Source organism: Actinoallomurus sp. NPDC052308 (assembly GCF_040679195.1).
GTDB lineage: Bacteria > Actinomycetota > Actinomycetes > Streptosporangiales > Streptosporangiaceae > Actinoallomurus > Actinoallomurus liliacearum.
Map to the genome: position 1 here is coordinate 400,937 of NZ_JBFAUM010000001.1, position 23,430 is coordinate 424,366.

Here is a 23,430-nt window from a genome sequence, read left to right on the forward strand (position 1 = left end):
CGGCGGCCGCCCGGCGGGTCCGACCTCAGCCGGCACGCCGGGGACGTACGGCCAGGAGGGAGCAGCAGCCGCCCAGCACGGCGGTCGCGGCCAGCGCGACGCTCGTCACCGCCAGGGCGTGGCCGGTCGGCGGCGCGATGCTCAGGAACACCGTGCCGAACGTCGCGACCCCCACGACCTGGGAGAGCTGGTTCATCGTGACGAGCAGGCCGCTGGCGTCCGCCGCGTCGGCGACCGGGACCTGCGCGAGCGCGAGCGTCAGCATCGGGCTGAACGCCCCGCCCAGGCCGAGGCCGGTCAGGGCCATCGCCGCCTCCAGCCCCGCGCCGCCGTGCTGGAAGACCGCCAGCCCCAGGTAGCCGAGGGCCGCGACGAGGAACGCCGCTGGGACCAGCAGGCGGTGCCATCGGGCGGGCACCCGCCGCCAGTACAGGCTCGCCAGGGCGAATCCGCCCGCACCGGGGATGAAGGACAGCCCGGCGTGCAGCGGACTGTCGCCCAGGCCGCCCTGCAGGTGCAGGGCCAGGCTGAACAGGAAGCCGCCGAACGTCCCCATGGCCAAGAAGATCGTCGCACCGCCGACGAGGACGCCGGGCGTGCGCAGCAGCCGGCCGGGGATCAGCGGCGCGGTCGCGCGGCGCTGCAGGACCACGAAGATCGCGAACAGGACGACGCTGCCGGCCAGCATGGCCCAGCCCCACCCGGGCCAGCCCTCCTCGTGCCCGAGCACGAGCGGCACGACGAAGCAGACGACGGCCGCGGACAGGCCGAGCACGCCGGGAACGTCCAGCCGGCGGCCCCGCTCGCCGCGGTCGCCCGGCAGGACGCGCGGCCCGAGGACGAGCAGCGCCACGCCGATCGGGACGTTCACCAGGAACACCGGCCGCCAACCGGTGCCGAAGAGGTCGGCGCTGACGAGGGCCCCGCCGATGACCTGGCCCGCGACCGCGCCGCCGGACAGCACGGCCGAGTAGACGCTGAGCGCGCGGGCCCGAGCGGCGCCGGTGAAGTTGCGCTGGATCAGGCTCATCACCTGCGGCACCATCAGCGCGGCGCCCGCGCCCTGGACGAGCCGGAACCCGATGAGCAGGCCGGTGCTCCCGGCCAGTCCGCAGGCCAGGGACGCCGCGGTGAAGACCGCCAGCCCGCCGAGGAAGGCGCGCCGGTGCCCGAGGATGTCGCCGAGCCGCGCCCCGGTGATGAGCAGCACGGCGTACGCGATCGTGTAGCCGGCGATGACGAGCTGCAGCCCCGCGCCGGACGCCTGCAGGTCGGTACGGATGGTGGGGGCGGCGACGTTGACCACGGTCACGTCGAGGACCGCCATGAACTGCCCGAGCATGATGAGCGTCAGGAGCCCGCCGCGGCGGACCGGCGCGTGCGCCGCGGGGGCGTCGAGGGTGATCTGGGCCATGCGCCGAGCCTGCGGCCGGAGCGGTACGGGTGGTGAGAGCCCAGTGATACCGGTGCTGCCAGCACCTGCCACCGTGTCTGGATTCTCCGGTTCCTGACCGGTCTTGGTGATCAAGGTGTCATGATCATCAACGCTGAGTCCCGGGCAACCGGGACGTACCTCTTATTCCCCCCTTGAGGTGGACGCCGTGAACTCACGCATCCTCGCCGTCGCCACGGCCGCCGCGCTCGCCGCCACGTGGACGCTGGTCGAACTACCGGGCAAGACCACCCATGCGGTGCCTACCGCTGCGAAGGCGGCCGCCAAGCCGGGTGACTATCGTCCGTGGCCCACGCCGTACGGCAAGGACCCCATTTCCCGGGCCACCGGTATTCTCTGGATCTATAAGCCTGGTAAGAAGACCCCGAGCTTCTGCACGGCCTCCGTCGTGAAGTCACCGAGCCGAAGCCTGATTCTTACGGCGGCCCACTGCGTGCAGTCCGGAATCGGCCCCAAGGCCAAGTACTACAAAAAATTTCAGTTCATCCCCGCCTTCAGCGCCAAGGCCGATCCCAAGACCGGCGACAAGTACGACATCAAGGCGCCCTATGGCATCTGGGACGTCAAAAAGGCCTGGGTGTCGCATGCATGGCAGACCTCGAACGCATCCCTGTGGGATGGCCACCCGAACCGGTTCTCCTACATCGATGTCGCCGTTCTGAGCGTGGCTCCCGACAAGCGCGACAGAAAGATCCAGGATGTCGTCGGCGGTCTCACGCCGAAGATGACCGCCAAGGTCTCGTTCCCGAAGTTCACCACCATCGGATATCCGGATGAGCAGACCGGGAAGCTGCGCGGGAACATTCTGAGCGCCTGCAGTGGGAAGGCGGCCCCGGCCTCGGGCAAGAGCGGCCCGGGCGCGCTGTACTCAGCCGCATGTGTGCCAGGCCCCGGACATAGCGGCGGACCCTGGTTCTCCGGCTCGGGTGCCGACGCGACGGTCTTCGGTGTTACCTCGGCCGGCGCCCTCTTCCCTGAAGGCGCTATGGGGGCCCGCCTCCGCCCTGACACCTTCGGCAAGATCTTCACCGCCGCGGATCGCTGGAGCCGCGCCAAGAGGTGAGCCGGAGTTTCTCCCATGCCCCCGGTCAGAACTAAAGGATCAGCCTTCCCCGGACCCCACCCGTCTCCAGCGCCCTGCGGCGAGGTACGGGTGGTGAGAGCCCACTGATACTGGTGTTGACAGCACCTGGCACGGCCGTCCGGCATGCCGCACCATGGACGGGTGAGCGCGACGACCATCCGGAGACGGACCGAACTGGCCGCCTTCCTGCGCAGCCGACGGGACCGCATCACCCCCGCCGACGTCGGCATTCCGGCGGGGTTGCGCCGGCGCACCCCCGGGCTGCGCCGCGAGGAGGTCGCCCAGCTCGCCGGGGTCGGCGTCACCTGGTACACCTGGCTCGAGCAGGGCCGCCCGATCAACGTGAGCGGCCAGGTCCTCGACGCGATCGCCCGTACGCTCCGCCTCGACCAGACCGAGCGTGAGCACCTGTACCGGCTGGCGGACGTGGCCGCGATGCCCGGCCGGGCGCCGCACGACCGGCTCGAACCCCAGGTGCAGACCGTCCTCGACGGCCTGGTCCCGCTGCCCGCCGCCGTCATGTCCAGCCGGTACGACGTGCTCGCCTGGAACTCCGCCTACGCCGCGGTGTGGCCGGCCATTCAGCAGGCCGACGAGACCAAGCCCCGCAACCTGCTGTGGCGGATGTTCGTCACCCCGGAGTGCTGCAACCAGATGCTCAACCGGGACACCGAGCTGCCGCAGATGGTGGGGATGTTCCGGGCGGCGTTCGCCCGGCACCTCGGCGAGCCGTCCTGGACCGGGCTGGTCGAGCGCCTGTCGGCGGCGAGCCCCGAGTTCGCGCGGATGTGGGCCGCGCATGACGTCGCCGTGCCCTCGACGCGCGTGAAGATCTTCCGGCACGCCTCCGTCGGCGAGATCCGGCTGTCGGTGGTGAACTTCGCGGTCACCGCCGCGCCGGAGACCCGGATGGCGGTCTACACGCCGGCCGACGAGGAGACCCGTGAGCGCGTCGGGTGGCTGGTCGACCACCCTGGCGCGCCCGCCGTCGACCACGTCCACGCGGCCCCCGTCCTCCCGGAGTGATAAACCTGGTCGAGTGATCGTCGGAGTGGGGATCGACGTCGTCGACATCGCCCGGTTCGCCAGGTCGCTGGAGCGCACGCCGGGCCTGGCGGTCCGGCTCTTCACCGACCGGGAACGCGGGCTGCCCCCGCGGTCCCTCGCCGCGCGGTTCGCCGCCAAGGAGGCCCTGGCCAAGGCGCTGGGCGCGCCGCGCGGGCTGCGGTGGACCGACGCGGAGGTGCGCCGCGCCGAGGACGGCCGCCCGAGCCTGCACGTGACGGGCACCGTCCAGGAGGCGGCCGAACGGCTGGGCGTCACCACCTGGCACGTGTCGCTCAGCCATGACGGCGGCGTCGCCGTCGCGGTGGTGATGGCGGAGAACGCCCGATGAGGGATTCACGGCGGTGGTCGTGGCGAGAACGTCCCAAGAGGAGGCGAGCGTGATGCGGTACGCGCACGAGGTCGACAAGGTCCGGGCCGCCGAGCAGGCGCTGATGGCCCGCCTGCCCGGCGGGACGCTCATGCGGCGGGCCGCGGCCGGCCTGGCCTCGGTGTGCGCCCGGGTCCTGCGGCCGCGGAGCGAGCCGGGCCTGGGGGTGTACGGCTCGCGGGTCGTCCTGCTGGTCGGCAGCGGCGACAACGGCGGTGACGCCCTGTACGCGGGCGCGGGCCTGGCGCGGCGCGGCGCCGGCGTCACCGCGGTCCTCGCCGGGACCAAGGCCCACGAGGGCGGGCTCGCCGAGCTGCGCGCCGCCGGCGGCCGCGTGCTGCCCGTCGCGGACGAGGAGCGGGTCGCCGACGGGATCGACCGGGCCGACCTGATCATCGACGGCATGCTCGGCATCGGCGGCCGGGGCGGGCTGCGCGAGCCGTACGCCGGTCTCGCCCGGCGCGCGGCCGACAGCGGGGCGATCGTGGTGGCCTGCGACCTGCCGAGCGGCATCGACGCGAGCACCGGCCAGGTCGCCGGCCCGGCGGTCCGGGCGGACGTGACCGTCACCTTCGGGACGTACAAGCCCGGCCTGCTCGTCGACCCGGGCGCCGACCACGCCGGCGTGGTCGAACTGATCGACATCGGGCTCGGCCCGTACCTGCCCGACCCGGACGTGTGCGCGCCGGTCGCCGAGGACGTCGCCGCCCGGTTGCCCCGCCCGACCGGGGAGTCGAACAAGTACCGGCGGGGCGTCGTCGGCATCCTGGCGGGCAGCGAGACGTTCACCGGGGCCGCCGTCCTGGCGGTCGGCGGGGCGGTGCGCGCCGGGGCCGGAATGGTGCGGTTCGCCTCCTCCGAACACCCGGTGGAGCTGGTCCGGCACCGATGGCCCGAGACCATCACCACGGTCATCGGGGACTCCATCGACAAGATCGGGCGGGTCCAGGCGTGGGTCGCCGGCCCCGGGCTGGGCACGGACGAGCGGGCCGAGGCGCTGCTCGCCCAGGTCCTCGCCACGGACCTGCCGGTGCTCGTCGACGCGGACGGGCTGACCGTGCTGGCGCGGCGCCGCGACCTGCTGTGGCGGAGCGCGCCGACCGTCCTGACCCCGCACGCGGGGGAGCTGGCCCGGCTGCTGGGCACCGACGCCGACGAGGTCGAGGCGCGGCGGCTGGAGCACGTGCGCCGCGCCGCCACGGAACTGGCCGCGACGGTGCTGCTCAAGGGCTCCACGACGCTCATCGCCGAGGCCGACCGGCCGGTGCGGGTGAACCCCACCGGCACGCCCTGGCTGGCGACGGCGGGCAGCGGCGACGTGCTGTCCGGGCTCACCGGCACGCTCCTGGCCGGCGGCATGCCGGCGATCGACGCGGCCGCCGCCGGGGCGTACCTCCACGGCCTGGCCGCGCGGCTGTCGGCCGACCCGTACGGCGAGGGCGCCGCGCCGATCAGCGCGTACGACGTCCTGGACGCGCTGCCCGACGCGTTCCGCGTCGTGTCCGGCTGACCGCCGTCACCTCGGCGCGTACGGCCGGAGCGGCTGACCGCGTCACGTCGGCGCGGACGGCTGGAGCCCGTCGTGCGGGCCGACCGCCGTCACGTCGGCGCGGATGGCCGGAGCTCACCCCGGCGGCTGCCACACTGGAGGTCATGATGATGAACGTCCCCGCAACAGCGCACGTCGACTTGGCGGCGATCAGCCACAACGTCGGTGTCCTCCGCGAGAAGGCCGCGGGCGCCGAGGTGATGGCGATCGTCAAGGCCGACGGGTACGGGCACGGCATCATCCAGGCCGCTCGCGCCGCGCTGGCGGGCGGGGCCTCCCGGCTCGGCGTCGCCACGCTGGCCGAGGCGCTGACCGTGCGGCGGGCCGGCGTCGACGCACCGCTGCTGTGCTGGCTGCACGGCGCGGGTGAGCCGTTCGACGAGGCCGTCGCCGCCGACGTCGACCTGGCCGCGAGCTCGGTGCACGTCGTCGAGGACATCGCGGCCGCCGCCGCCCGCGCGGACCGTACGGCGCGCCTGCACCTGAAGATCGACACCGGGCTGTCCCGCGCCGGGGCGACGCTCGAGGACTGGCCGTCGGTCGTGGACGCCGCGCTCCGCGCCCAGGCGGAGGGGCGCGTCCAGGTGGTGGGGATCTGGTCCCACATGGCGTGCGCGGACGAGCCGGGCCACCCGTCGATCGCCGCTCAGCTCAGGACCTTCGACGAGGCCGTCGAGTTCGCCGAGAAGGCCGGCGTGCGCCCCGAGGTCCGGCACATCGCCAACTCCGCCGCGACGCTCACGATCCCGGAGGCCCGCTACGACCTCGTACGGCCCGGCATCGCGGTGTACGGCCTGAGCCCGATCCCGTCGCACCCGGCCTCCGACGGGCGCGAGGACCACAACTTCGGCCTCCGGCCCGCCATGACGCTCACCGGGCGGCTGATCGTCACCAAGCGCGTCGCCCCCGGCACGGGCGTCTCGTACGGGCACCGGTACACCACCGACCGGGAGACCACCCTCGGCGTCGTGCCCCTCGGGTACGCCGACGGGATCCCGCGGGGCGGGACCAACCTCCTGGAGGTCTGGGCGGCCGGCCGCCGGCGGCGGATCGCCGGAACGGTCTGCATGGACCAGTTCGTCATCGACGTCGGCGACGACGAGTTGCACGCGGGCGACGAGGTGATCCTCTTCGGCCCGGGCGACCGGGGCGAGCCCACCGCTCAGGACTGGGCCGACCTGCTCGGCACGATCTCCTATGAGATCGTCACCCGCATCGGCGCACGCGTCCCCCGCGCGTACGAAGGAACCCTTGCATGAACAAGAAGCGCATCGGGCTGATCGGCGCGGCGGTCGGCACGGCCGGCGCGGTCGGCGTGGGCGCGGTCGTCGCCGCGCGCAAGTACGCCGTCGGACGCGCCCGGCTGACCCCCGACCCCGACGCCGGCGAGCCGTTCGGCGAGCTGCACGGGCGGCCGCTGACCGTCGAGGCGAGCGACGGCGTGCCCCTGCACGTCGAGATCGATGGCCCGGACGACGCCCCCCTCACCGTGGTCTTCTGCCACGGCTACTGCCTGAACGAGGACTGCTGGCACTACCAGCGGCGCGACCTCGGCCGTGACGACGGCCTGCGGATGGTCTTCTGGGACCAGCGCAGCCACGGCCGGTCCGGCCGCAGCGACCTGACCCACGCCACCGTCGACCAGTGCGGCGCGGACCTGTTCGCGGTCCTGGAGGCCACCGTGGACCCCGGCGCGCCGGTGGTCCTGGTCGGCCACTCCATGGGCGGCATGACCATCATGGCGCTGGCCGACAGCCATCCGGAGCTGTTCGAGGACGGCCGGATCGTCGCCGTCGCCCTGATCAACACGTCGTCGGGCGAGCTGGCGGAGCTGAGCCTGGGCCTGCCGATGGCGTTCGGGAAGGTCTTCAAGGCGGCGCTGCCCCGGGTGACGCGCAGCCTGGGCAAGCGGGCGGAACTGATCGAGCGCGGCCGGAAGGTCGGCGCGGACGTCGCCTTCATGGTCACCCGCCGGATCGCGTTCGGCGACAAGCACGTCAGCCCCACGGTGGTGGACTTCCTCGAGCAGATGATCCGCTCGACGCCGATCGACGTGATCGCGGAGTTCTACCCGACGCTCGCCGCCCACGACAAGCTCGCGGCGCTGCAGGTGATCAAGGACCTGCCCGCGCTGGTCGTCGTCGGCGACGAGGACCGGCTGACGCCCGCCGCGCACGGGCGGGCGATCGCGGCCGTGCTGGAGGACGCCGAGCTCGTGGAGCTGTCCGAGGCGGGCCACGTCACGATGATGGAGCACCCTGAGGTCGTAACCCGGGCGCTCATCCGGCTGATCGACCGGGTGCGCCCTGTCGCGGAGGAGGAGCGGTCGGCGTGAAACCCATCCCGGTGCCCACCGATGAGGTCATGCGCGAGCTGGGCCGGAGGCTGGCCGCCGCGCTGCGCGGCGGCGATCTGGTCGTGCTGTCCGGGCCGCTCGGCGCGGGCAAGACCACGCTGACCCAGGGCCTGGGCGACGGGCTCAAGGTCCGCGGGCCGATCACGTCGCCGACCTTCGTGATCGCGCGGGTCCACCCGTCGCTGGCCGGCGGACCCGCACTGGTGCACGTCGACGCCTACCGCCTCGGCGGCCTGGACGAGGTCGACGATCTGGACCTCGACCTGCAGGACGCCGTGACCGTCGTCGAGTGGGGCGAGGGCATGGTGGAGGAGCTGTCCGAGGACCGGCTCGAGGTCACGATCGAGCGTGGGGACACGGAGGAGCGCACCGTCCGGATCACGGGCGTCGGCGCCCGCTGGGCGGACTCGCCGGTCGACCACCTGCTGTGATCGGCGGATTTGGACCGGTCCCTTCCTGTTTGGACGCAGACGTAAACGCGATCTTGCAATAACCTCACCAGTAAATCTCACCTTCCTGGCGAATCAGGACATACAGCTCGACGAGGGGGAGATCTGGTGAGTGGCCGCCGTCGCGCCCCCCGCCCGGCCGGACGCCGCAGACGCGTCTGGGCCGTCGCGGGCGTCCTCGCATTGGTCGTCGCCGTCTGCGCCGTCGCGGCCCTCGCACTCCTGCGGCCGGGCAAGGCCCGGACCACGGCCGCCAAGGCCGGGACCGGACCGCAGAGCTCGCCGATGACCGCGCCCGACGGCTCCGAGCGCGACGTCGTCCCGGACGCCTGCACGGCGCTGAGCCAGAAGGTCGCCGACCAGCTCACCCCGGGCGCCGAGGCCACCGGAATGACCCAGGGCGCCCAGTCCGACCAGCACAGCGAATGCGCGTGGAGCCTCTTCGGGAACGACCGCCGGCAGCTCACCGTCGAGCTGCGCGCCCTGACCGCCGACGGCGCGACCAGCGCGACCGGCGTGGCGACCCGGACGTTCGGCCAGGAGTGGGAGTCCGACCGCGCGGGCAAGGAGCTCGCCGACACGGTCAAGGTGCGGGACAGCCGGGGCGTGAGCGGCGTCGGTGAACAGGCGTACGTCGTCTACACGGTCGACGATTCCGGGATCGGCGACGCCGTCGCCAACGCCCGCCTCGCGAACGTCCTCGTCACCGTCCATTTCTCGGGCGGCGACGAGAAAGACGGTGACGCCAAGCCGATCTCCTCCTCGGACGCCGCCAACGGCGCCCTCTCCGCCGCCCGCGACGTGATCTCCAAGCTCCAGTCCCAGTCCTGACGGGGGCCGACCGGCTGAGGTGATGCCGTGGGCACGCTACGCTCATAGGTCGTGCTGGTCTTGGCTTTTGACACTGCGACCGCCGCGGTCACCGTCGCCCTGAGCGAGGGCACCGCCGGCGGCGTTCGGCTGCGCGCCGAGTCCAACGCGGTTGACCGGCGGCGGCACGCCGAGGTGCTCGCCCCCGCGATCGCGACCGTGCTCGATGAGGCCGGGGTGACCCGGGACGACCTGTCGGCCATCGCGGTCGGCGTGGGGCCCGGCCCGTACACCGGCCTGCGCGTCGGCCTCACGACCGCCCGCGCGCTCGGCGCCGTGCTCGGCATCCCGGTCCACGGTGTCTGCACGCTCGACGTCCTCGCCTGGCAGTCCGGCCGGACCGGTCCCTTCGTCGCCGCGACCGACGCCCGGCGCAAGGAGGTCTACTGGGCCTCCTACGCCTCGTCCCGCGCCCGGAGCACGGGTCCCGCCGTGGGCAAGCCCGCCGAGGCCGCCGAGCCGGGCCTGCCCGCCATCGGAGAGGGCGCGCTGCTCTACGCCGACACGCTCGCCGGTCAGGAGCCCGCGCTGCCGTCCGCCGCCGCGCTCGCCGACCTGGTCCTCACCCGGCTGTCCGGCGGCGCGGGGCCCGACCTCGTGGAGCCCGTCCCGCTGTACCTCCGCAAGCCCGACGCCCGCGAGCCCGGCCCGCGCAAACGGGTGACGCAGCCATGACGCTGCGCGCGATGAGCGCCGACGACCTGTCCGACGTCCTCGCGCTCGAGCCCGTGCTGTTCCCCGAGGAATCCTGGTCGGAGCAGGCCTACCTCGAGGAGCTGGCCGACCAGACCGGCACGCGGCACTATGTCGTGATCGAGGACGGCGACGGCCGCTTCGCCGGCTGGGCGGGGCTCGCCGCCGTCGGCGGCCAGGCCGACGTCCTCACCATCGGCGTCCGGCCGGAGCTGCAGGGGCGGGGGTTCGGCGCCCGGCTGCTGACCGCGCTCCTCGACGAGGCGGCCGCCCGTGGCTGCCCCGAGGTGTTCCTCGACGTCCGCGCCGACAACGACCGGGCGCGGCGGCTGTACGAACGATTCGGCTTCACCCCGGTCGGCGTCCGCAAGCGCTACTACCAGCCCTCCGGCGTGGACGCCATCGTGATGGTCCGTGACTCGCGGCGGAGCGAAGTGCCCGCCGGACAGGGAGTGCAAGCATGAAGGACGAACCCCTGGTCCTGGGGATCGAGACGTCCTGCGACGAGACGGGCATCGGCATCGTCCGCGGTCACACGCTGCTCGCCGACGCGATCGCCTCCAGCGTCGACGAGCACGCGCGCTTCGGCGGGGTCGTCCCCGAGGTCGCGTCGCGGGCGCACCTGGAGGCCATGACGCCGACCGTGGACCGCGCCCTGGCCGACGCGGGCATCACCCTGAACGACATCGACGCGATCGCCGTCACCGCCGGCCCCGGACTCGCCGGGGCGCTCCTCGTCGGCGTCGCCGCCGCCAAGGCCTACTCCCTCGGCCTCGGCAAGCCGCTGTACGGCGTGAACCACCTCGCCGCCCACGTCGCCGTCGACCAGCTCGAACACGGCGCGCTGCCGAAGCCGTGCGTCGCGCTGCTCGTCTCCGGCGGCCACTCGTCGCTGCTGCTCGTCCCCGACGTCGCCTCGGACGTGCGCCCGCTCGGCGCCACCGTCGACGACGCGGCGGGGGAGGCGTTCGACAAGGTCGCGCGGGTGCTCGACCTCGGCTTCCCCGGCGGCCCGTACATCGACCGCGCGGCACGGGAGGGCGACCCCGGCTCGGTGTTCTTCCCCCGCGGCAAGTACGACGACGGCACCTACGACTTCTCCTTCTCGGGTCTGAAGACCGCGGTGGCCCGCTGGGTCGAGGCCCGTGAGCGCGCCGGCGAGCCGGTCCCGGTCGCCGACGTCGCCGCGGCCTTCCAGGAGGCGGTCGTCGACGTGCTGACCAAGAAGGCCATCGCCGCCTGCAAGGACAACGACGTGTCCCACCTGCTCATCGGCGGCGGCGTCGCGGCCAACTCCCGGCTGCGCGCCATGGCCCAGGAGCGCTGCGAGGCGGCCGGCATCGAGCTGCGCGTGCCCCGGCCGAAACTGTGCACCGACAACGGCGCCATGGTCGCGGCCCTCGGGTCCGAACTCGTCGCCGCCGGCCTCGCCCCCTCCGACCTCGGCCTGCCCGCCGACTCCTCCCTCCCCATCACCCAGGTCCTGGTCTAGGGCCTTCCGGCCTCCTCCCGGAGTTCGCGAAATCCCGGAGTTCCGTTGGCAGCGGAACTCGGTGATTCCCCGAACTTCGACGCCGGGCCGGGTTTCGGTCCGGTTGTGTTGTTCCCAATCCTGACCGGAGAGCTCGTCCACCGTCGTGCGCAATGCCGTCCAAGAGCGTGAGAACAGATCCACTTCGGCAAGCTAACGTCGTACCGAGACGGCGGACAACCGTGTTCGCGCGGCCGACGCGCGCACCTGGGCTGTGTGCCCCATACGGCTCGGACGCGCGGCCGGCCATGCCGAATGCTCGGTGAGCGGCGGCGCGAAGTGGGGCGGACTTCGCAGACCTGAGGCTCGACTCGGGTCTTCACCGAGCAGCCCGTACGGCCCGGGAGCCGTCCGGGGCGGCGGCGACGTTCGGAACGGCGATCGCCCGGGTCGCCGACGCCGATGAACGGCGGGGACCCGGGGTCGCCTTCGCGCCGCGTCCGTGGTCAGGCGCTGACCGCCTTCTTGTAGAGGCGGGTCGCCAGCGGGATGAACACGATCAGGATGACGGCGATCCAGAGCAGTGATGCCGGGATGGCGTGCTGGATGGGCCAGGCGCCGGAGGTCTTCAGCGCGGCGTTGGTGTTGCCGAAGAGCTCACGTGCGGCCTGGGTGAAGGTGGAGACGGGGTTCCACTCGGCGACGACGCGGAGGGGGGTGGGCAGTTTGGAACTGTCCAGGAAGGCGTTGGAGATGAAGATCAGCGGGAGCGAGACCATGGTCGCGACGTTGTTGAAGCTCTCCGGGGTGCGCAGGGCCAGCGCGACGGTGGCGGTGACCCAGGAGAACGCGTAGGCGAACAGCAGCAGTAGCCCGATACCCAGGATGGCCTCGAACGGCGAGGTGTGCACCCGCCAGCCGACGATCAGTCCCATCACCGCCATGACGACCAGGCTGGCGAGATTCATCAGCAGGTCGCTGACGGTCTGGCCGATCAGCACCGCGGACGGGGCCATGGGCAGCGAGCGGAACCGGTCGAAGATGCCCTTCTGCAGGTCCAGGGTCAGCGTGTAACCGGTGGCCTGCGCGCCCATGATCACGGCTTGGACGAAGATGCCGGGGAGCAGGAACTCCCGATACGACATCCCCGGGATGTCGATGACGCTGCCGAAGACGTAGGCGAACAGCAGCACGAACACGATTGGGAACATGATCGCGGCACCGAGCAGGTCCGGCGAACGGCGGATCTTCAGGGTGTTGCGCTTGGCGATGGTCCAGCCGTCGGCGATGGGCAGGGTGAGCGCGTTCATCGGGTGGCCTCCTGGGCCTGCGGGTCGGTGCCGGACGCCTGGTGCCCGGTCAGGGTGAGGTAGACGTCGTCGAGGGTGGGCCGCCGCAGCCCGGCGTCCCGGATCCGGACTCCCTCGTCGGCCAGCCGGCCGAGAACCTGGCGGAGCGCCTCGGGGCCGTCGGTGACCGGGATGGTGATCTGCAGTGACTCCGGCACGGTCCGCATGGCGCCGACGGCGACCCAGGCGAGCGCCTGCCGGGCGGTCTCCAGTTCGGTGGCGCTGGTCACGGTCAGTTCGATGCGGTTGCCGCCGACCTGGTCCTTGAGCTCGTCGGCGGTGCCGTGGGCGATGGCGCGGCCGTGGTCGACGACCAGGATCTGGTCGGCGAGGTGGTCGGCTTCTTCCATGTACTGGGTGGTGAGCAGCAGCGTGGTGCCGCCTGCGACGAGTTCGGAGATGGTGTCCCACAGCGCGGCGCGGGCGCGGGGGTCCAGCCCTGTGCTGGGTTCGTCCAGGAACAGCACCGGCGGGTCGGCGACCAGCGCGCCGGCGAGGTCGATGCGGCGGCGCATGCCGCCGGAGTAGCCCTTCACGGGCCGGTCGGCGGCGTCGGCGAGGTCGAAGCGTTCGAGCAGCTCGCGGGCGCGGGCCTTGCTGCGCTTGGCGCCCAGGTGGTACAGCCGCCCGACCATCTCCAGGTTCTCGGCGCCGGTGAGGTGCTCGTCGACGGCCGCGTACTGGCCGGACAGCCCGATGTACGAGCGCAGCCGCTGGGCGTCACCGACGACGTCACATCCGGCGACGGTGGCGCGGCCGCCGTCGGGGCGCAGGAGCGTGGTCAGGACCCGCACCGTCGTGGTCTTGCCGGCGCCGTTCGGGCCGAGCAGGGCGAGCACCGTCCCTTCCGGGACCGAGAAGCTCAGGCCGTCCAGGGCGGTCACCTCGCCGTATCTCTTGACCAGCCCTTCGGCTGTGATCGCGTCGCTCATGAGGGTCTCCTCGCTGGTGTTCGGGGGTCAGGGGCGGTAAAAATCGTCAGGCAGCGTCAGGGCGCGGTATGACGCGGATGCGCCACACCGCTCCCGAGGCGGGGGGATCGAAGAGTGGGGAATCGCCCGGGTCTCTGGCGGGACGTGGGCGCGGCGGGCGCGTTACCGGACTCGTGACTCGGCAGGGTCACGGAGGGAGGCCCGGAGCCCGGTCGGAAGGGAAGAGGGTCGGTCGGCGGATCGGTGCCGTCTCATGGCCGGGCGCCGGGGCGGCGCCGTACGGCTCAGTCCTGAGAAGGCAGGGTGGCCCGGCGGATCACGATGTCGCCGAGTCCGGTGCGGGCGCGGACCTCCACGGTCCGGTCGGCCTCGCCGGGGCCGTCGGTCTCGTCCAGCATGTTGTGCACGCTTCCGGCGGTGGCGTGCACGTCGAGCCAGGCGGCTGTGCCCTCGCGGACACCGACCTCGAGCTGACCGGCGCCGGTCTGCATGACGACGGTGCCCTGAGAGATCTCACCGATGCGGATCCTGCCCGCCGCGGTCTTTGCCTCGACGTCGGCATGCGCCTGGTCGATCTCGATGTCACCACTGGCGGAGCGGACGCGGACATCACCGGAGGCCTCACCGGTCCAGGTGTTTCCGGAGGAGGTCTTGAGCGTGACGGCGCCGCCGGCGTGGCGGAGACGTATCGTGCCGACACCTGTGGTGATCTTCACGTCGCCCGCCACACGGCCGGCCGTGACGTCCCCGCCGCCGGTTTTCGCCTGCAGCGTGCCGGCGTCCTCCATCCAGATGACGCCGGCACCGCTGGAGAGCTCGCAGTCGCCGAGCCGTCCCGCGCAGTGGATGCTGCCGAACCCGGATGAGGCGTGCAGGTCGGAGCCTGTAGGGAGCCCGACGTCGATCTGGACGGCGGCGTCCTTGCCGGGGCCCAGGATCGAACTGGCGCGCCGCTTCGGCCCTTTGACCAGCAGCCGTCCGTCGACGTATTCGACCGTGGTCTCCTCCGCGGCTCGGACGTGGCTCGCCTTCGACGCGTCGGCGGGCCGCACCTCGACGACGGTGTCGCCGCGATCGGACGCGGTGACGCGGAACTCGGCGATGGAGGCGTCGAGCGTCGCGGAGATCGGCTCGGGGGTTGCGAATGTGGGCATGATGCTGCCTCTCTGGTCTCAGGGGCGAGGACCCCGCCGCTGGTCGGTGATGGTGAAGGGGTCCGGGTCAGCGGGCCCAGCCGGTGTAGCGGTTGCCGCGTGGAGCCGAGCGCCTGCGGACGTCCTGCGTGGGGCTCGTACGCTCCACGGCCTCGGCGATGGTGCGGACGAGCCAGGCGTTGACCGAGAGTCCTTCCCGGTCGGCGGTCTGTTCGGCTCTGGTCTTCAGCTCCTCGGGGAGGCGGAGGCTGATCCGTGAGACGGCGCCCTCCTTGGTGCTGTAGGACACCGGCGCGGCGGGCTCCGCCGGTGGCGCCACCGCGGCGGCGGCCTCCCCCTCCGAGCCGCCGGGGGGCGACTCCACGACGAACTCGGGCTCACCCCTGCGGAGGCGCACGTCGACCGAACCGGGGGCGAGCTCTCGAGTGATCTCCTCGGCGGCGGCCGACAGGGCGTCCAGCAGGGCGAGGCGGATCGCCGACTCCAACGGAGCGGTGAGCCGCTCGGCGAGCTCGCGGGCCTCTTGGCCGCCCGCTTCGGCGGCGATCGCGAGCTCCTGGCGGAGCTGGGCGACGTACAACTCCAGGTGCATGACGTCAGCATGGCACGCAAGATGGCGTCACTGCAAGCGTCATGTGACGTCACTTTGACGTCACAGTGGTTCCCCGCGCGCACCGTCTCGCGGGGCGTCCTCCCGGTGCTGCGCGACTCGGCCGCCGACTGTGATCTACCCCACTGTCCTCTTCGATTATTGGGAAAATAATAAATTCCCACTGCGAAGTGGATGACAGAAGTGCTGATGAGGGCTGGATGGCGGGCGCTCGAAGGAAGTACATCTTTCAAATGTTCTCTTGTGATCGTGTGGCCGGGTGTGGACAGGGCGGCAGGGGTTGAACCGTAGATTTCGCCGTAATAACGTCCGTGAGCGAAAGGGATTCGCGACTTAGCGCGTCGCGACAGATCCCTTGAGGGAAGGTCTCATCGGCAGGCGAGGGAACGCCCAAAAGGCCGACTCGCGCACGCCGAAATGGCCATCGAACACAGCTCGACTCGGCAAGGAGGCTGAAATGCGCATGCCCGATTCGCTGCGAGGCGGGGGCCGGCGGACCATCACGGTGGCCGCCTTGGGGCTGCTGGCCCTGGTCACCGGCCCCGCCGCGGTGGCGGCGCCAATGACCATCCAGATCGGTCCGGTGGGGGTCTACACCCTGTCCGTCAGGACGATCGAGGGCGGAGACCCCGCCCGTACGACCGTTCTGACCTGCGACCCTGACGGGGGAACGCACCTCGCCCCCGCGGCGGCGTGCGACCAGCTGCGCGCCGTCGACGGCCGGATCGCCGACCTGCCGGAGGCATCCGGCGCATGCACGCTGGTCTACGCGCCCGTGCGCGTGACCGCTGCGGGCCGGTGGAACGGCGGCTCCCGCCGCTACACCCGGACCTTCTTCAATCGATGCGCGGCGATCCGCGCGACCGGAGGCGTCATCTTCGCCTTCTGACGGGAGACATTCCAGGTACACCGAGCCATCACTCGGTTGTAACTTTCACGAGCTTCCCCTGGACGTCGGCTCGGGACTGGCGGGGCCCCGAGCCGACGGAACTCCCTTCCCGCGTCGGTTCGTAAACGCCGGACGCGGTTTCACTGCCCCTGTTCTTATTCTTTCGCCGCAATTCGTCGGCGCACGCCACAAAGAGGTGGACATGCGACGCTTCATTCTTCTCGGCTGCACGCTATCGGCCGCCGCGGCCGTTACGGCCACGAGCGCGAACGCCGCAAGCGCCAGGCCCCCCGCGGAGGCCCCGCGCCAGGATCCGATCGTCACCTACACGCGGACGGGCGGGTTCGCCGGGCTCCACGACACCGTGACCGTTGACGCCACCGGCGTGGCGCACATCTCGTCCGGGCAGGCGACGATCTCCCTCAGCACGGAGGAGCTCGACGGTCTCCGCGCCGATCTGGACCGGATCCGGACCTGGTGGTCCTCTCCGGCCGGATGCGACATCGCCGACCACATCGCCTACTCCATCACCTACGGCGACCGGCGGGCGCGCAGGTGCCACGTCGTACCCGGCGACTGGCGGCCCGCCGTCGCGCGGCTCGACGGCCTGCTGGCCCGCGTGCGTCCGGTCGGGCCCACGGGAGCCTGACCGCGCGGACCGGTCGCCACGCAGGGGGTGGGTACGGCGCCGTACCCACCCCCGGGCCCGCGACGAACGGAGGCTCAGAAGCGGGCCGGGGCGCCGAGGTCGGCGAGCGCGTGGTCGAGCAGATCCTCCAAGGCGGGGATGTCGCGGGCGGCGATCGTCCGATCGGGCTGCTCGGGCAGCAGGTCGAGGACCGTGCGCAGGTCCCAGTACGGGTCGTGCCGGTAGCCACCGGACACCTGGTCGAAGGAGGCCGAGAAGCGGTCGGCGGCCGTGACGTCGTAGCGGAGGGCCAGCGCGCGGCGCATGTGGGCGATGTCGATGGCGACCGGACCGTACGACGCGTTGGACCAGTCGACGATGCCGGTGAGGCGGCCGCCGGCCCACAGCGTGTTGTCGGGGTGGTAGTCGCGGTGGATGAAGTGTGCCGCGGCGCCCGGCGTGGGACCGGCGGCGACATCGAGGGCGTGCTCCCACAGCGCCGGTCGCCGGGCGTGCCGCGGGGCGAGCCGGATCTCCAGGCGGTTGTACGGCCGGTAGGGCGGCATGGTCGACGCTCCGGCGACGGCGTGGACGGGCAGCAGCGCGGCGGCCAACTGGATGAGGTATTCGGAGAGCTCGGCGCAGGAGGGGCGGGGCGGATGGCCCGGCAGCCGGGTGATCAGCAGCGCGGGGACATCACAGTGCGCCCCGGAGGGGTCCGCCGCCACCAGCGCGGGGGTGGGGATCTCGCACGCGGTGAGCAGGGTCAGGGCCGCGATCTCCAGCTCGGGGGAGAAGTCGATGTCGAGCACCGGCCAGCCGGACGACGCCCAGCGGCGCAGCACCAGGCGATGCACGGTGCCCGAGCGGCTCTCGGCGAGTACCGCGTGGTTGACATGGGCCAGCCCGCCGATCATGGGCCGGACCATTTTCACCTCACTGCCGGGCCCCAGGCATTTTTCGATCCAGCGCAGCGTGGCGGTGCTCGGCGGATCGGAGAGCGTGGGGAAGGTCACGGCCTCCATGAAAACGGATTCGGCCGAGGATCGGTAGTGATTTTGACGATAGGAGGCAGACCGAACGGCATGTCATTGCAGGCTCGGCGAGTGAATTGCCGTTAATGATGCAATTAATGGAGAGTGGCCGCTCTGGGGTGAATTGCGAGCGGCCATCCCCTCAGTCCTTGCCGTCCCGTCGCGGCCGCAAGAGCGCCTCGGCCAGTGCCAGCATCGTCTCCTCCAGCGTGACGAGCCGTTTCATCAGGTCCTCATGGACGGTCGTCACCTGCTTGGTCACGTCGTGCTGCACGCCGACGACCCGCTGGGAGACGTCGTCGTGCACCCCGACCACCTGGCGCAGAAGGTCCTCGCGAAGGATCTCCATGTGCTTGGTCAGGTCGACGCGGGACGCCTCAATGATCTTGGACAGCGTCTCCTCGGTCTCGTCTCGATCGGGTCGCGCCCGCAACTCGTCGAGGAGGGGGTCGACCGCCTCGGACAGGCGCTTCTCCAGGGCGTCGAACCGGTCGGTGGGGTCGATGAACGGGCGGTCGCCGATCGCGGCGATCTTGCGGTGCAACTCGTTGATCTCCAGCGTCGAGGGCAGCCGGTCGAGCTGCTGACCGACCCCTTCGACGCGGTCACAGGCCCCGTCCACCTTCGCCTCCAGTGCCGGGAAATGACCCTCGACGCCGCGGATCTTGCCGGACAGGCCCTCCAGCCGGCCGTCGATGCCGTCGAGGCGGCCACCGACCCCCTCGACCCGGCCGTTGACGGCCTCCAGGCCCTGCTCGACCCGCTCGGCCATGTCGTGCAGCGACTGGTCGACCTTGCCGGCCACTCCGTTGATCTCGTGCTCGAGCTTCTCGGACCGGTGCCCGAGGTCGGCGAGCGTCTTGTCCAGCCGGTTGAACCGGACCGACGCGGCCTCCATGGTGCCGGCGAGCCGGTCGAGCCGCTTGGTCAAGTCGTCCATCTGCTGGGCGGCCTGCAGCGTCGCCTCGGTGATGCTCCGGCTGGAGTCCAGTACGGCCTGGATCCGGGCCAGCCCCTCGTCGACGTTCTCGGCGATGACGCCCACGTCGGCCCACAGGGAGGGCAGTTCGGCGACCGGCTTGACCTTCTCGCCCACCGACTCGATGTGCTCGGCCAGCCCCTCGGCCCACTCCGGGGGCTTGCCGGACAGCTCGTCGACCTGCCCGCGGACGGTGTCGAGCTGGGTCGTCAGCCCGGTGAGCTCACGCTCCCGTACCTCACGGAGCAGCCACTCTATTCCCTCCAGCCGCTGGTGGATCTCGTCCATCAGCTGGCCCGTCGAACGCTGCTCATAGACATGATCTTGTGCCGCGCGGGCTAGCAATTCTCGCATTCGGTCCGAGACCGGCTGACCCCCTGTCTGCAGGAAGTTGTGATTGGTGTCCACCCGGGTACTCCTTCGTCTGCCCTGCCGGAAATAGCGGCGGCATGGATCGCGAGGAGACACTCTATTGAGCGGACCAAGGTCATCGAGCCGGAGAAAAGAAATTCAGGGGAAAGAGATTATGTCCGGTGCGGCAAAGCGCCCTTTTTCAGGCGCGGCGATGCCGGCCCTCGTACGAGATCCCGGCAGGGTGGCCGCAGACGGCGGGGGTGTGGGAGGTGCCGCGCCACATCAGGCGGTCGAGTTCGCCCCGTCCGAGGAACACTCCACGGCAGCGGGAGCACTCCTCGAACACGATGCCGCCCCGCTGGAAGGTCACCATTCCGGCACCGCACTTCGGACACCGCAGTACGGCGTCGGCCATCGTCGTCCCCCGTCTTCGCCCGCACCCGGATCGCGGGCGCCCGTCATCGCGCCCACGGCGCGGCCTACCGGTCGCCAAGAGTAGCCAGGCGGACACGGCCGTCACCGTGGTCTTTGCCGGACGCTGGCGTGTCGCCGCGCGCGTGCCTGCCCGGTCCGCGCGTGTCCGCGCGCTCAGGTCTCGCGGCAGATGAGGGCGGTCGGGGCGTCGCCCACGCGGGTGAGCACCAGGACGCGCGTCTCGGTGCCGTCGGTGCGCAGGTCGCGGCGCAGCCGTTCGACGTCTCCGGCGAAGCCGCGCTTCATGATCGTCAGAGTGCCGGTCCGCTGGGCGCGCAGCGCCGCCCGTACCCGCTTCACGCCGAACGGCAGGACGTCCAGGATCTCGTACGGGCGCGCGAACGGTGTCGCGCGCAACGCGTCGGAGGTGATGTAGGCGATCCGCGGGTCGGCCAGCGCTCCGTCGAGCAGGGCCGCGGCCTCGGCGACGAGGTGGGCCCGGACCACGGCGCCGTCCGGTTCGTACAGATAACGGCGCCAGCCGGCCACCGGCGGCGCCCCCAGGTCCGGATCGGTCACCAGGGTCGCCGGCTCCCGGTCCTGCCGCAGGAGAGTCGCCCGGCGCGGCGTCTCGCCCGCCAGGTCGCCGAGCCACAGCGCCGCCTCCTTCACCTCCCCGGCGTCGGAGATCCACTCCGCCTCCGCACCCGGCGGGACCGCCTCGTGCGGGATGCCCGGGGCGACCTTGACGCAGGCGCCCGGCGCGCGGCCGGCGAGGTCCAGCACCGTGCCGAGCGGCGGCAGGTACGCGTCCGGGTCGAACACCCGCCCGCGGGCCGTACGGCGGCCGGGGTCGGCGAAGACGGCGGCGTACCCGCCGGGGTCCTGCGCGGCGGCGTCGCCGGTCCGTACGTCCGCCAGGTCCGCCAGGCCGAAGGCGCGGAGGTTGGCCCGCGCGACGGCGGCGGTGAGCGGATCGAGCTCGACGCCGACGCCGCCGACGCCCGCACGGGCGCGGGCGAGGAGATCGCCGCCGATGCCGCAGCCGAGGTCGAGCACCCGGCCACCTTGGGAGAGCCGGTCGGCGAACCGCCGCGCCCGGTGCCGGGCGACACTGGCCCGGGTGGCCTGTTCGAGGCCCTGCGGGGTGAAGTACATCCGGTCCGCGTCGGCGCCGAACTTCGCCCGGCCGCGCTCCCGGAGTCGCGCCTGCGTCAGCGCCGCGCCGACGAGGTCGGCCGGGTGGCGGGCCCGCAGGCGGGCGACCATGGCCGGCAGCGTGCGCTCCTCGGCACCGGCGGCGCCGATCTCGCCGAGCAGCTCTTGACCTGCGGAGGTGAGGAGCTCCTCGAACGCGGCGATGTCCACCCGAAGACGGTAGTCGCCGGACGCACCAGGGATGCACCTGACCACCGGCGAAGATTCACAAACGACTCATATAACGACAGGTGGGCGGCACGCGGGGGCCCGTGTTGACGGGTTCCCGGACCCCGGCATAATCTCCAACTGGCACTCTCCCTATGAGAGTGCCAATCAAGCGACAGGCTGGTCTGGCACCCGCGACGGCAGGCCACCATCGTCGCGTCTCCAACATGCGGCTGGCCGATCTGGTCGGCCGAGGATACGCAATCGAAGGGGAAGGTCAGATCGTGTCGACCGCCACCAAGGTTGTTCTCAAGCCGCTCGAGGACCGCATCGTCGTCCAGCCTCTCGAGGCCGAGCAGACCACCGCGTCGGGTCTGGTCATCCCGGACACGGCCAAGGAGAAGCCCCAGGAGGGCACCGTCCTGGCCGTCGGGCCGGGCCGCTTCGACGACAAGGGCGAGAAGCGCGTACCGCTCGACGTCAAGGTCGGGGACGTCGTCCTCTACAGCAAGTACGGCGGCACCGAGGTCAAGTACAACAACGAGGAGTACCTCGTTCTGTCGGCCCGCGACGTGCTCGCCGTCGTCGAGAAGTAAGACACCCGAACAGATGCGCCGCCCCGGTTCCGCCCGATGAGGGCGGCCGGGGCTGCGCACGTCCACGGACATCCATACTTGGAGCTTCCCAATGCCGAAGATCCTGGAGTTCGACGAGGGAGCGCGCCGCGCCCTTGAGCGTGGCGTCAACGCCCTCGCGGACGCCGTCAAGGTGACGATCGGCCCGCGCGGCCGCAACGTCGTCATCGACAAGAAGTGGGGCGCCCCCACCATCACGAACGACGGTGTCACCATCGCGCGTGAGGTGGAGCTCGACGACCCGTACGAGAACCTTGGCGCGCAGCTCGCCAAGGAGGTCGCCACCAAGACCAACGACATCGCGGGTGACGGCACCACCACCGCGACGGTCCTGGCGCAGGCGCTCGTACGCGAGGGGCTGCGCAACGTCGCCGCCGGCGCGTCGCCGATCAGCCTCAAGCGGGGCATCGACGCCGCCGCCAACTACGTCTCCGAGCAGCTGCTCAAGTCGGCCCGTGAGGTGACCGACAAGGAGTCGATCGCGCACGTCGCCACCATCTCCGCCCAGGACGCCAGGATCGGCGAGCTCATCGCCGAGGCGTTCGACAAGGTGGGCAAGGACGGTGTCATCACCGTCGAGGAGGCCCACACGATGGGCCTGGAGCTGGAGTTCACCGAGGGCCTCCAGTTCGACAAGGGCTACCTGTCGCCGTACATGGTGACCGACCCGGAGCGCATGGAGGCGGTCCTCGAGGACGCCTACATCCTCATCCACGACGGCAAGATCTCCAACGTCACGGAGTTCCTGCCGCTGGCGGAGAAGGTCGCCCAGACCCGTAAGCCGCTGCTGGTCGTCGCCGAGGACGTCGAGGGCGAGGCCCTGGCGCTCCTCGTGCAGAACAAGCTGCGCGGCACGTTCGTCAGCGTCGCGGTGAAGGCACCGGGCTTCGGCGACCGCCGCAAGGCGATGCTGGAGGACATGGCCGTCCTCACCGGCGGCCAGGTCGTCACGGAGGCCGTCGGCCTCAAGCTCGACAGCGTCGACCTCGACGTGCTGGGCCGCGCCCGGCGCGTGACGGTCACCAAGGACGCCACCACGGTCGTGGACGGCTCGGGCGAGGCGGCCGCGATCGAGGACCGGATCCGCCAGATCCGCCGCGAGATCGAGGGCAGCGACTCCGACTGGGACCGCGAGAAGCTCCAGGAGCGCCTCGCCAAGCTGGCCGGGGGCGTCTGCGTCCTGCGCGTCGGCGCCGCCACCGAGGTGGAGCTCAAGGAGAAGAAGCACCGCCTCGAGGACGCCATCTCCGCCACCCGCGCGGCGATCGAGGAGGGCATCGTCTCCGGCGGCGGCAGCGCGCTGGTGCACGTCTCCAAGGAGGGCTTCGACGCCCTCGGCCTGTCCGGTGACGAGGCCACCGGCGCCGAGGCGGTCCGCCGCGCCCTGGTCGAGCCGCAGCGCTGGATCGCCGAGAACGGCGGCTGGGAAGGCTACGTCGTCGTCTCCAAGGTCGAGTCGCTGCCGGTCGGCTCCGGCTTCAACGCCGCCAGCGGTGAGTACGGCGACCTGATCGCCCAGGGCGTCATCGACCCGGTGAAGGTGACCCGCTCCGCGGTCAGCAACGCCGCGTCGATCGCCGGCATGCTGCTCACCACGGAGGCGCTCGTCGCCGACAAGCCCGAGGAGGAGCCGGACGCCGCCGCGGGCGGCCACGGCCACGGCCACGGTCACTGATCATCGACCGGCCGCGACACTGCGGCCGGCGGATCACACGGATGCCCTCGCC

At 71.8% G+C, this 23,430-nt stretch carries 24 protein-coding genes; 15 read left to right on the plus strand and 9 right to left on the minus strand.

The features are described from left to right. Nucleotides 1-25: 25 nt before the first annotated feature. Entirely contained in the window at nucleotides 26-1,414 is a 1,389-nt protein-coding gene (locus tag AB0L00_RS02175) for an MFS transporter (RefSeq protein WP_364427136.1), read from the minus strand. A gap of 187 nt (nucleotides 1,415-1,601) precedes the next feature. Between AB0L00_RS02175 and AB0L00_RS02180 the strand changes: the two genes are divergently transcribed. The 11 genes from AB0L00_RS02180 (at nucleotide 1,602) to tsaD (ending at nucleotide 11,381) form a co-directional block, all read left to right on the plus strand. Further along, on the plus strand, nucleotides 1,602-2,516 hold the full coding sequence (locus AB0L00_RS02180; RefSeq protein WP_364427138.1) for a trypsin-like peptidase domain-containing protein: 915 nt from the start codon (nucleotides 1,602-1,604) through the stop codon (nucleotides 2,514-2,516). A gap of 162 nt (nucleotides 2,517-2,678) precedes the next feature. Next, a complete protein-coding gene (locus AB0L00_RS02185) occupies nucleotides 2,679-3,563 on the plus strand; it encodes a helix-turn-helix transcriptional regulator (RefSeq protein ID WP_364427140.1) in 885 nt (294 codons plus the stop codon). Nucleotides 3,564-3,576: 13 nt separating this feature from the next. Continuing rightward, on the plus strand, nucleotides 3,577-3,933 hold the full coding sequence (locus AB0L00_RS02190; protein WP_364427143.1) for a holo-ACP synthase: 357 nt from the start codon (nucleotides 3,577-3,579) through the stop codon (nucleotides 3,931-3,933). Nucleotides 3,934-3,985: 52 nt separating this feature from the next. Further along, nucleotides 3,986-5,482 carry an NAD(P)H-hydrate dehydratase gene (locus AB0L00_RS02195; RefSeq protein WP_364428950.1) on the plus strand — a complete coding sequence of 499 codons (1,497 nt, stop codon included), beginning with the start codon at nucleotides 3,986-3,988 and terminating at the stop codon, nucleotides 5,480-5,482. A gap of 149 nt (nucleotides 5,483-5,631) precedes the next feature. Beyond that, nucleotides 5,632-6,780, plus strand: coding sequence for an alanine racemase (gene alr, locus AB0L00_RS02200; RefSeq protein WP_364428953.1), 1,149 nt, complete (start codon nucleotides 5,632-5,634; stop codon nucleotides 6,778-6,780). Then, entirely contained in the window at nucleotides 6,777-7,856 is a 1,080-nt protein-coding gene (locus tag AB0L00_RS02205) for an alpha/beta hydrolase (protein WP_364427145.1), read from the plus strand. Before alr ends, AB0L00_RS02205 begins: the two co-directional genes overlap by 4 nt. A gap of 29 nt (nucleotides 7,857-7,885) precedes the next feature. Continuing rightward, nucleotides 7,886-8,308, plus strand: a complete 423-nt coding sequence (tsaE, locus tag AB0L00_RS02210; protein WP_345353683.1) for a tRNA (adenosine(37)-N6)-threonylcarbamoyltransferase complex ATPase subunit type 1 TsaE — start codon at nucleotides 7,886-7,888, stop codon at nucleotides 8,306-8,308. Between the two features lie 126 nt (nucleotides 8,309-8,434). Then, nucleotides 8,435-9,157 carry a hypothetical protein gene (locus AB0L00_RS02215; protein WP_364427148.1) on the plus strand — a complete coding sequence of 241 codons (723 nt, stop codon included), beginning with the start codon at nucleotides 8,435-8,437 and terminating at the stop codon, nucleotides 9,155-9,157. A 51-nt stretch (nucleotides 9,158-9,208) separates the two neighbouring features. Continuing rightward, nucleotides 9,209-9,871, plus strand: coding sequence for a tRNA (adenosine(37)-N6)-threonylcarbamoyltransferase complex dimerization subunit type 1 TsaB (gene tsaB, locus AB0L00_RS02220; RefSeq protein ID WP_364427150.1), 663 nt, complete (start codon nucleotides 9,209-9,211; stop codon nucleotides 9,869-9,871). Next, a complete protein-coding gene (gene rimI, locus AB0L00_RS02225) occupies nucleotides 9,868-10,353 on the plus strand; it encodes a ribosomal protein S18-alanine N-acetyltransferase (protein WP_364427153.1) in 486 nt (161 codons plus the stop codon). The genes tsaB and rimI overlap by 4 nt, the downstream gene beginning before the upstream one ends. Then, nucleotides 10,350-11,381: a tRNA (adenosine(37)-N6)-threonylcarbamoyltransferase complex transferase subunit TsaD gene (tsaD, locus tag AB0L00_RS02230; RefSeq protein ID WP_364427155.1), complete on the plus strand. Its 1,032-nt coding sequence runs from the start codon at nucleotides 10,350-10,352 to the stop codon at nucleotides 11,379-11,381. The genes rimI and tsaD overlap by 4 nt, the downstream gene beginning before the upstream one ends. Nucleotides 11,382-11,866: 485 nt before the next feature. Here tsaD and AB0L00_RS02235 read toward each other — a convergent pair whose 3' ends face one another. From AB0L00_RS02235 to AB0L00_RS02250, 4 genes are all read right to left on the minus strand, one after another. After that, complete coding sequence (locus AB0L00_RS02235; RefSeq protein WP_364427157.1) at nucleotides 11,867-12,670, minus strand: ABC transporter permease; 804 nt, start codon at nucleotides 12,668-12,670, stop codon at nucleotides 11,867-11,869. Beyond that, the gene (locus tag AB0L00_RS02240) at nucleotides 12,667-13,641 is read right to left on the minus strand and encodes an ATP-binding cassette domain-containing protein (RefSeq protein WP_364427159.1); all 975 of its coding nucleotides are present in this window, start codon (nucleotides 13,639-13,641) and stop codon (nucleotides 12,667-12,669) included. The genes AB0L00_RS02235 and AB0L00_RS02240 overlap by 4 nt, the downstream gene beginning before the upstream one ends. 284 nt (nucleotides 13,642-13,925) lie before the next feature. Further along, nucleotides 13,926-14,795, minus strand: coding sequence for a DUF4097 family beta strand repeat-containing protein (locus AB0L00_RS02245; RefSeq protein ID WP_364427162.1), 870 nt, complete (start codon nucleotides 14,793-14,795; stop codon nucleotides 13,926-13,928). Nucleotides 14,796-14,862: 67 nt separating this feature from the next. Then, nucleotides 14,863-15,387, minus strand: a complete 525-nt coding sequence (locus AB0L00_RS02250) for a hypothetical protein (protein ID WP_364427165.1) — start codon at nucleotides 15,385-15,387, stop codon at nucleotides 14,863-14,865. Nucleotides 15,388-15,862: 475 nt separating this feature from the next. Here AB0L00_RS02250 and AB0L00_RS02255 point away from each other — a divergent pair, with 475 nt between their 5' ends. Together AB0L00_RS02255 and AB0L00_RS02260 are read left to right on the plus strand one after the other, a co-directional pair. Continuing rightward, nucleotides 15,863-16,294: an SSI family serine proteinase inhibitor gene (locus AB0L00_RS02255; protein WP_364427168.1), complete on the plus strand. Its 432-nt coding sequence runs from the start codon at nucleotides 15,863-15,865 to the stop codon at nucleotides 16,292-16,294. Nucleotides 16,295-16,496: 202 nt separating this feature from the next. Then, nucleotides 16,497-16,943, plus strand: coding sequence for a hypothetical protein (locus AB0L00_RS02260; RefSeq protein WP_364427170.1), 447 nt, complete (start codon nucleotides 16,497-16,499; stop codon nucleotides 16,941-16,943). Nucleotides 16,944-17,017: 74 nt separating this feature from the next. Here the strand turns inward: AB0L00_RS02260 and AB0L00_RS02265 are convergent, their stop codons facing one another. From AB0L00_RS02265 to AB0L00_RS02280, 4 genes are all read right to left on the minus strand, one after another. Next, complete coding sequence (locus tag AB0L00_RS02265; RefSeq protein WP_364427173.1) at nucleotides 17,018-17,938, minus strand: aminoglycoside phosphotransferase family protein; 921 nt, start codon at nucleotides 17,936-17,938, stop codon at nucleotides 17,018-17,020. 160 nt (nucleotides 17,939-18,098) lie between these two features. Then, nucleotides 18,099-19,223 carry a hypothetical protein gene (locus tag AB0L00_RS02270; protein ID WP_364427175.1) on the minus strand — a complete coding sequence of 375 codons (1,125 nt, stop codon included), beginning with the start codon at nucleotides 19,221-19,223 and terminating at the stop codon, nucleotides 18,099-18,101. Nucleotides 19,224-19,488: 265 nt separating this feature from the next. Then, entirely contained in the window at nucleotides 19,489-19,704 is a 216-nt protein-coding gene (locus tag AB0L00_RS02275) for a zf-TFIIB domain-containing protein (RefSeq protein ID WP_364427178.1), read from the minus strand. A gap of 173 nt (nucleotides 19,705-19,877) precedes the next feature. Continuing rightward, nucleotides 19,878-21,071 carry an SAM-dependent methyltransferase gene (locus tag AB0L00_RS02280; RefSeq protein ID WP_364427181.1) on the minus strand — a complete coding sequence of 398 codons (1,194 nt, stop codon included), beginning with the start codon at nucleotides 21,069-21,071 and terminating at the stop codon, nucleotides 19,878-19,880. 278 nt (nucleotides 21,072-21,349) lie between these two features. On the opposite strand from AB0L00_RS02280, the gene groES reads away from it, so the two are divergent. Next, complete coding sequence (gene groES / locus AB0L00_RS02285) at nucleotides 21,350-21,664, plus strand: co-chaperone GroES (protein ID WP_252785891.1); 315 nt, start codon at nucleotides 21,350-21,352, stop codon at nucleotides 21,662-21,664. Between the two features lie 91 nt (nucleotides 21,665-21,755). After that, nucleotides 21,756-23,378, plus strand: coding sequence for a chaperonin GroEL (gene groL, locus AB0L00_RS02290; RefSeq protein WP_364427184.1), 1,623 nt, complete (start codon nucleotides 21,756-21,758; stop codon nucleotides 23,376-23,378). Nucleotides 23,379-23,430 lie beyond the last annotated feature (52 nt).

Bases quoted from the DNA above. Each gene is read 5' to 3' on its own strand.
- AB0L00_RS02275 (WP_364427178.1), bottom strand. From the start codon at position 19,704: ATGGCCGACGCCGTACTGCGGTGTCCGAAGTGCGGTGCCGGAATGGTG.
- AB0L00_RS02245 (WP_364427162.1), bottom strand. From the start codon at position 14,795: ATGCCCACATTCGCAACCCCCGAGCCGATCTCCGCGACGCTCGACGCC.
- tsaD (WP_364427155.1), top strand. From the start codon at position 10,350: ATGAAGGACGAACCCCTGGTCCTGGGGATCGAGACGTCCTGCGACGAG.
- groL (WP_364427184.1), top strand. From the start codon at position 21,756: ATGCCGAAGATCCTGGAGTTCGACGAGGGAGCGCGCCGCGCCCTTGAG.
- AB0L00_RS02175 (WP_364427136.1), bottom strand. From the start codon at position 1,414: ATGGCCCAGATCACCCTCGACGCCCCCGCGGCGCACGCGCCGGTCCGC.
- tsaE (WP_345353683.1), top strand. From the start codon at position 7,886: ATGCGCGAGCTGGGCCGGAGGCTGGCCGCCGCGCTGCGCGGCGGCGAT.
- rimI (WP_364427153.1), top strand. From the start codon at position 9,868: ATGACGCTGCGCGCGATGAGCGCCGACGACCTGTCCGACGTCCTCGCG.
- alr (WP_364428953.1), top strand. From the start codon at position 5,632: ATGAACGTCCCCGCAACAGCGCACGTCGACTTGGCGGCGATCAGCCAC.
- AB0L00_RS02240 (WP_364427159.1), bottom strand. From the start codon at position 13,641: ATGAGCGACGCGATCACAGCCGAAGGGCTGGTCAAGAGATACGGCGAG.
- AB0L00_RS02270 (WP_364427175.1), bottom strand. From the start codon at position 19,223: ATGGACGAGATCCACCAGCGGCTGGAGGGAATAGAGTGGCTGCTCCGT.
- AB0L00_RS02250 (WP_364427165.1), bottom strand. From the start codon at position 15,387: ATGCACCTGGAGTTGTACGTCGCCCAGCTCCGCCAGGAGCTCGCGATC.
- AB0L00_RS02260 (WP_364427170.1), top strand. From the start codon at position 16,497: ATGCGACGCTTCATTCTTCTCGGCTGCACGCTATCGGCCGCCGCGGCC.
- AB0L00_RS02255 (WP_364427168.1), top strand. From the start codon at position 15,863: ATGCGCATGCCCGATTCGCTGCGAGGCGGGGGCCGGCGGACCATCACG.
- AB0L00_RS02205 (WP_364427145.1), top strand. From the start codon at position 6,777: ATGAACAAGAAGCGCATCGGGCTGATCGGCGCGGCGGTCGGCACGGCC.
- AB0L00_RS02235 (WP_364427157.1), bottom strand. From the start codon at position 12,670: ATGAACGCGCTCACCCTGCCCATCGCCGACGGCTGGACCATCGCCAAG.
- AB0L00_RS02195 (WP_364428950.1), top strand. From the start codon at position 3,986: ATGCGGTACGCGCACGAGGTCGACAAGGTCCGGGCCGCCGAGCAGGCG.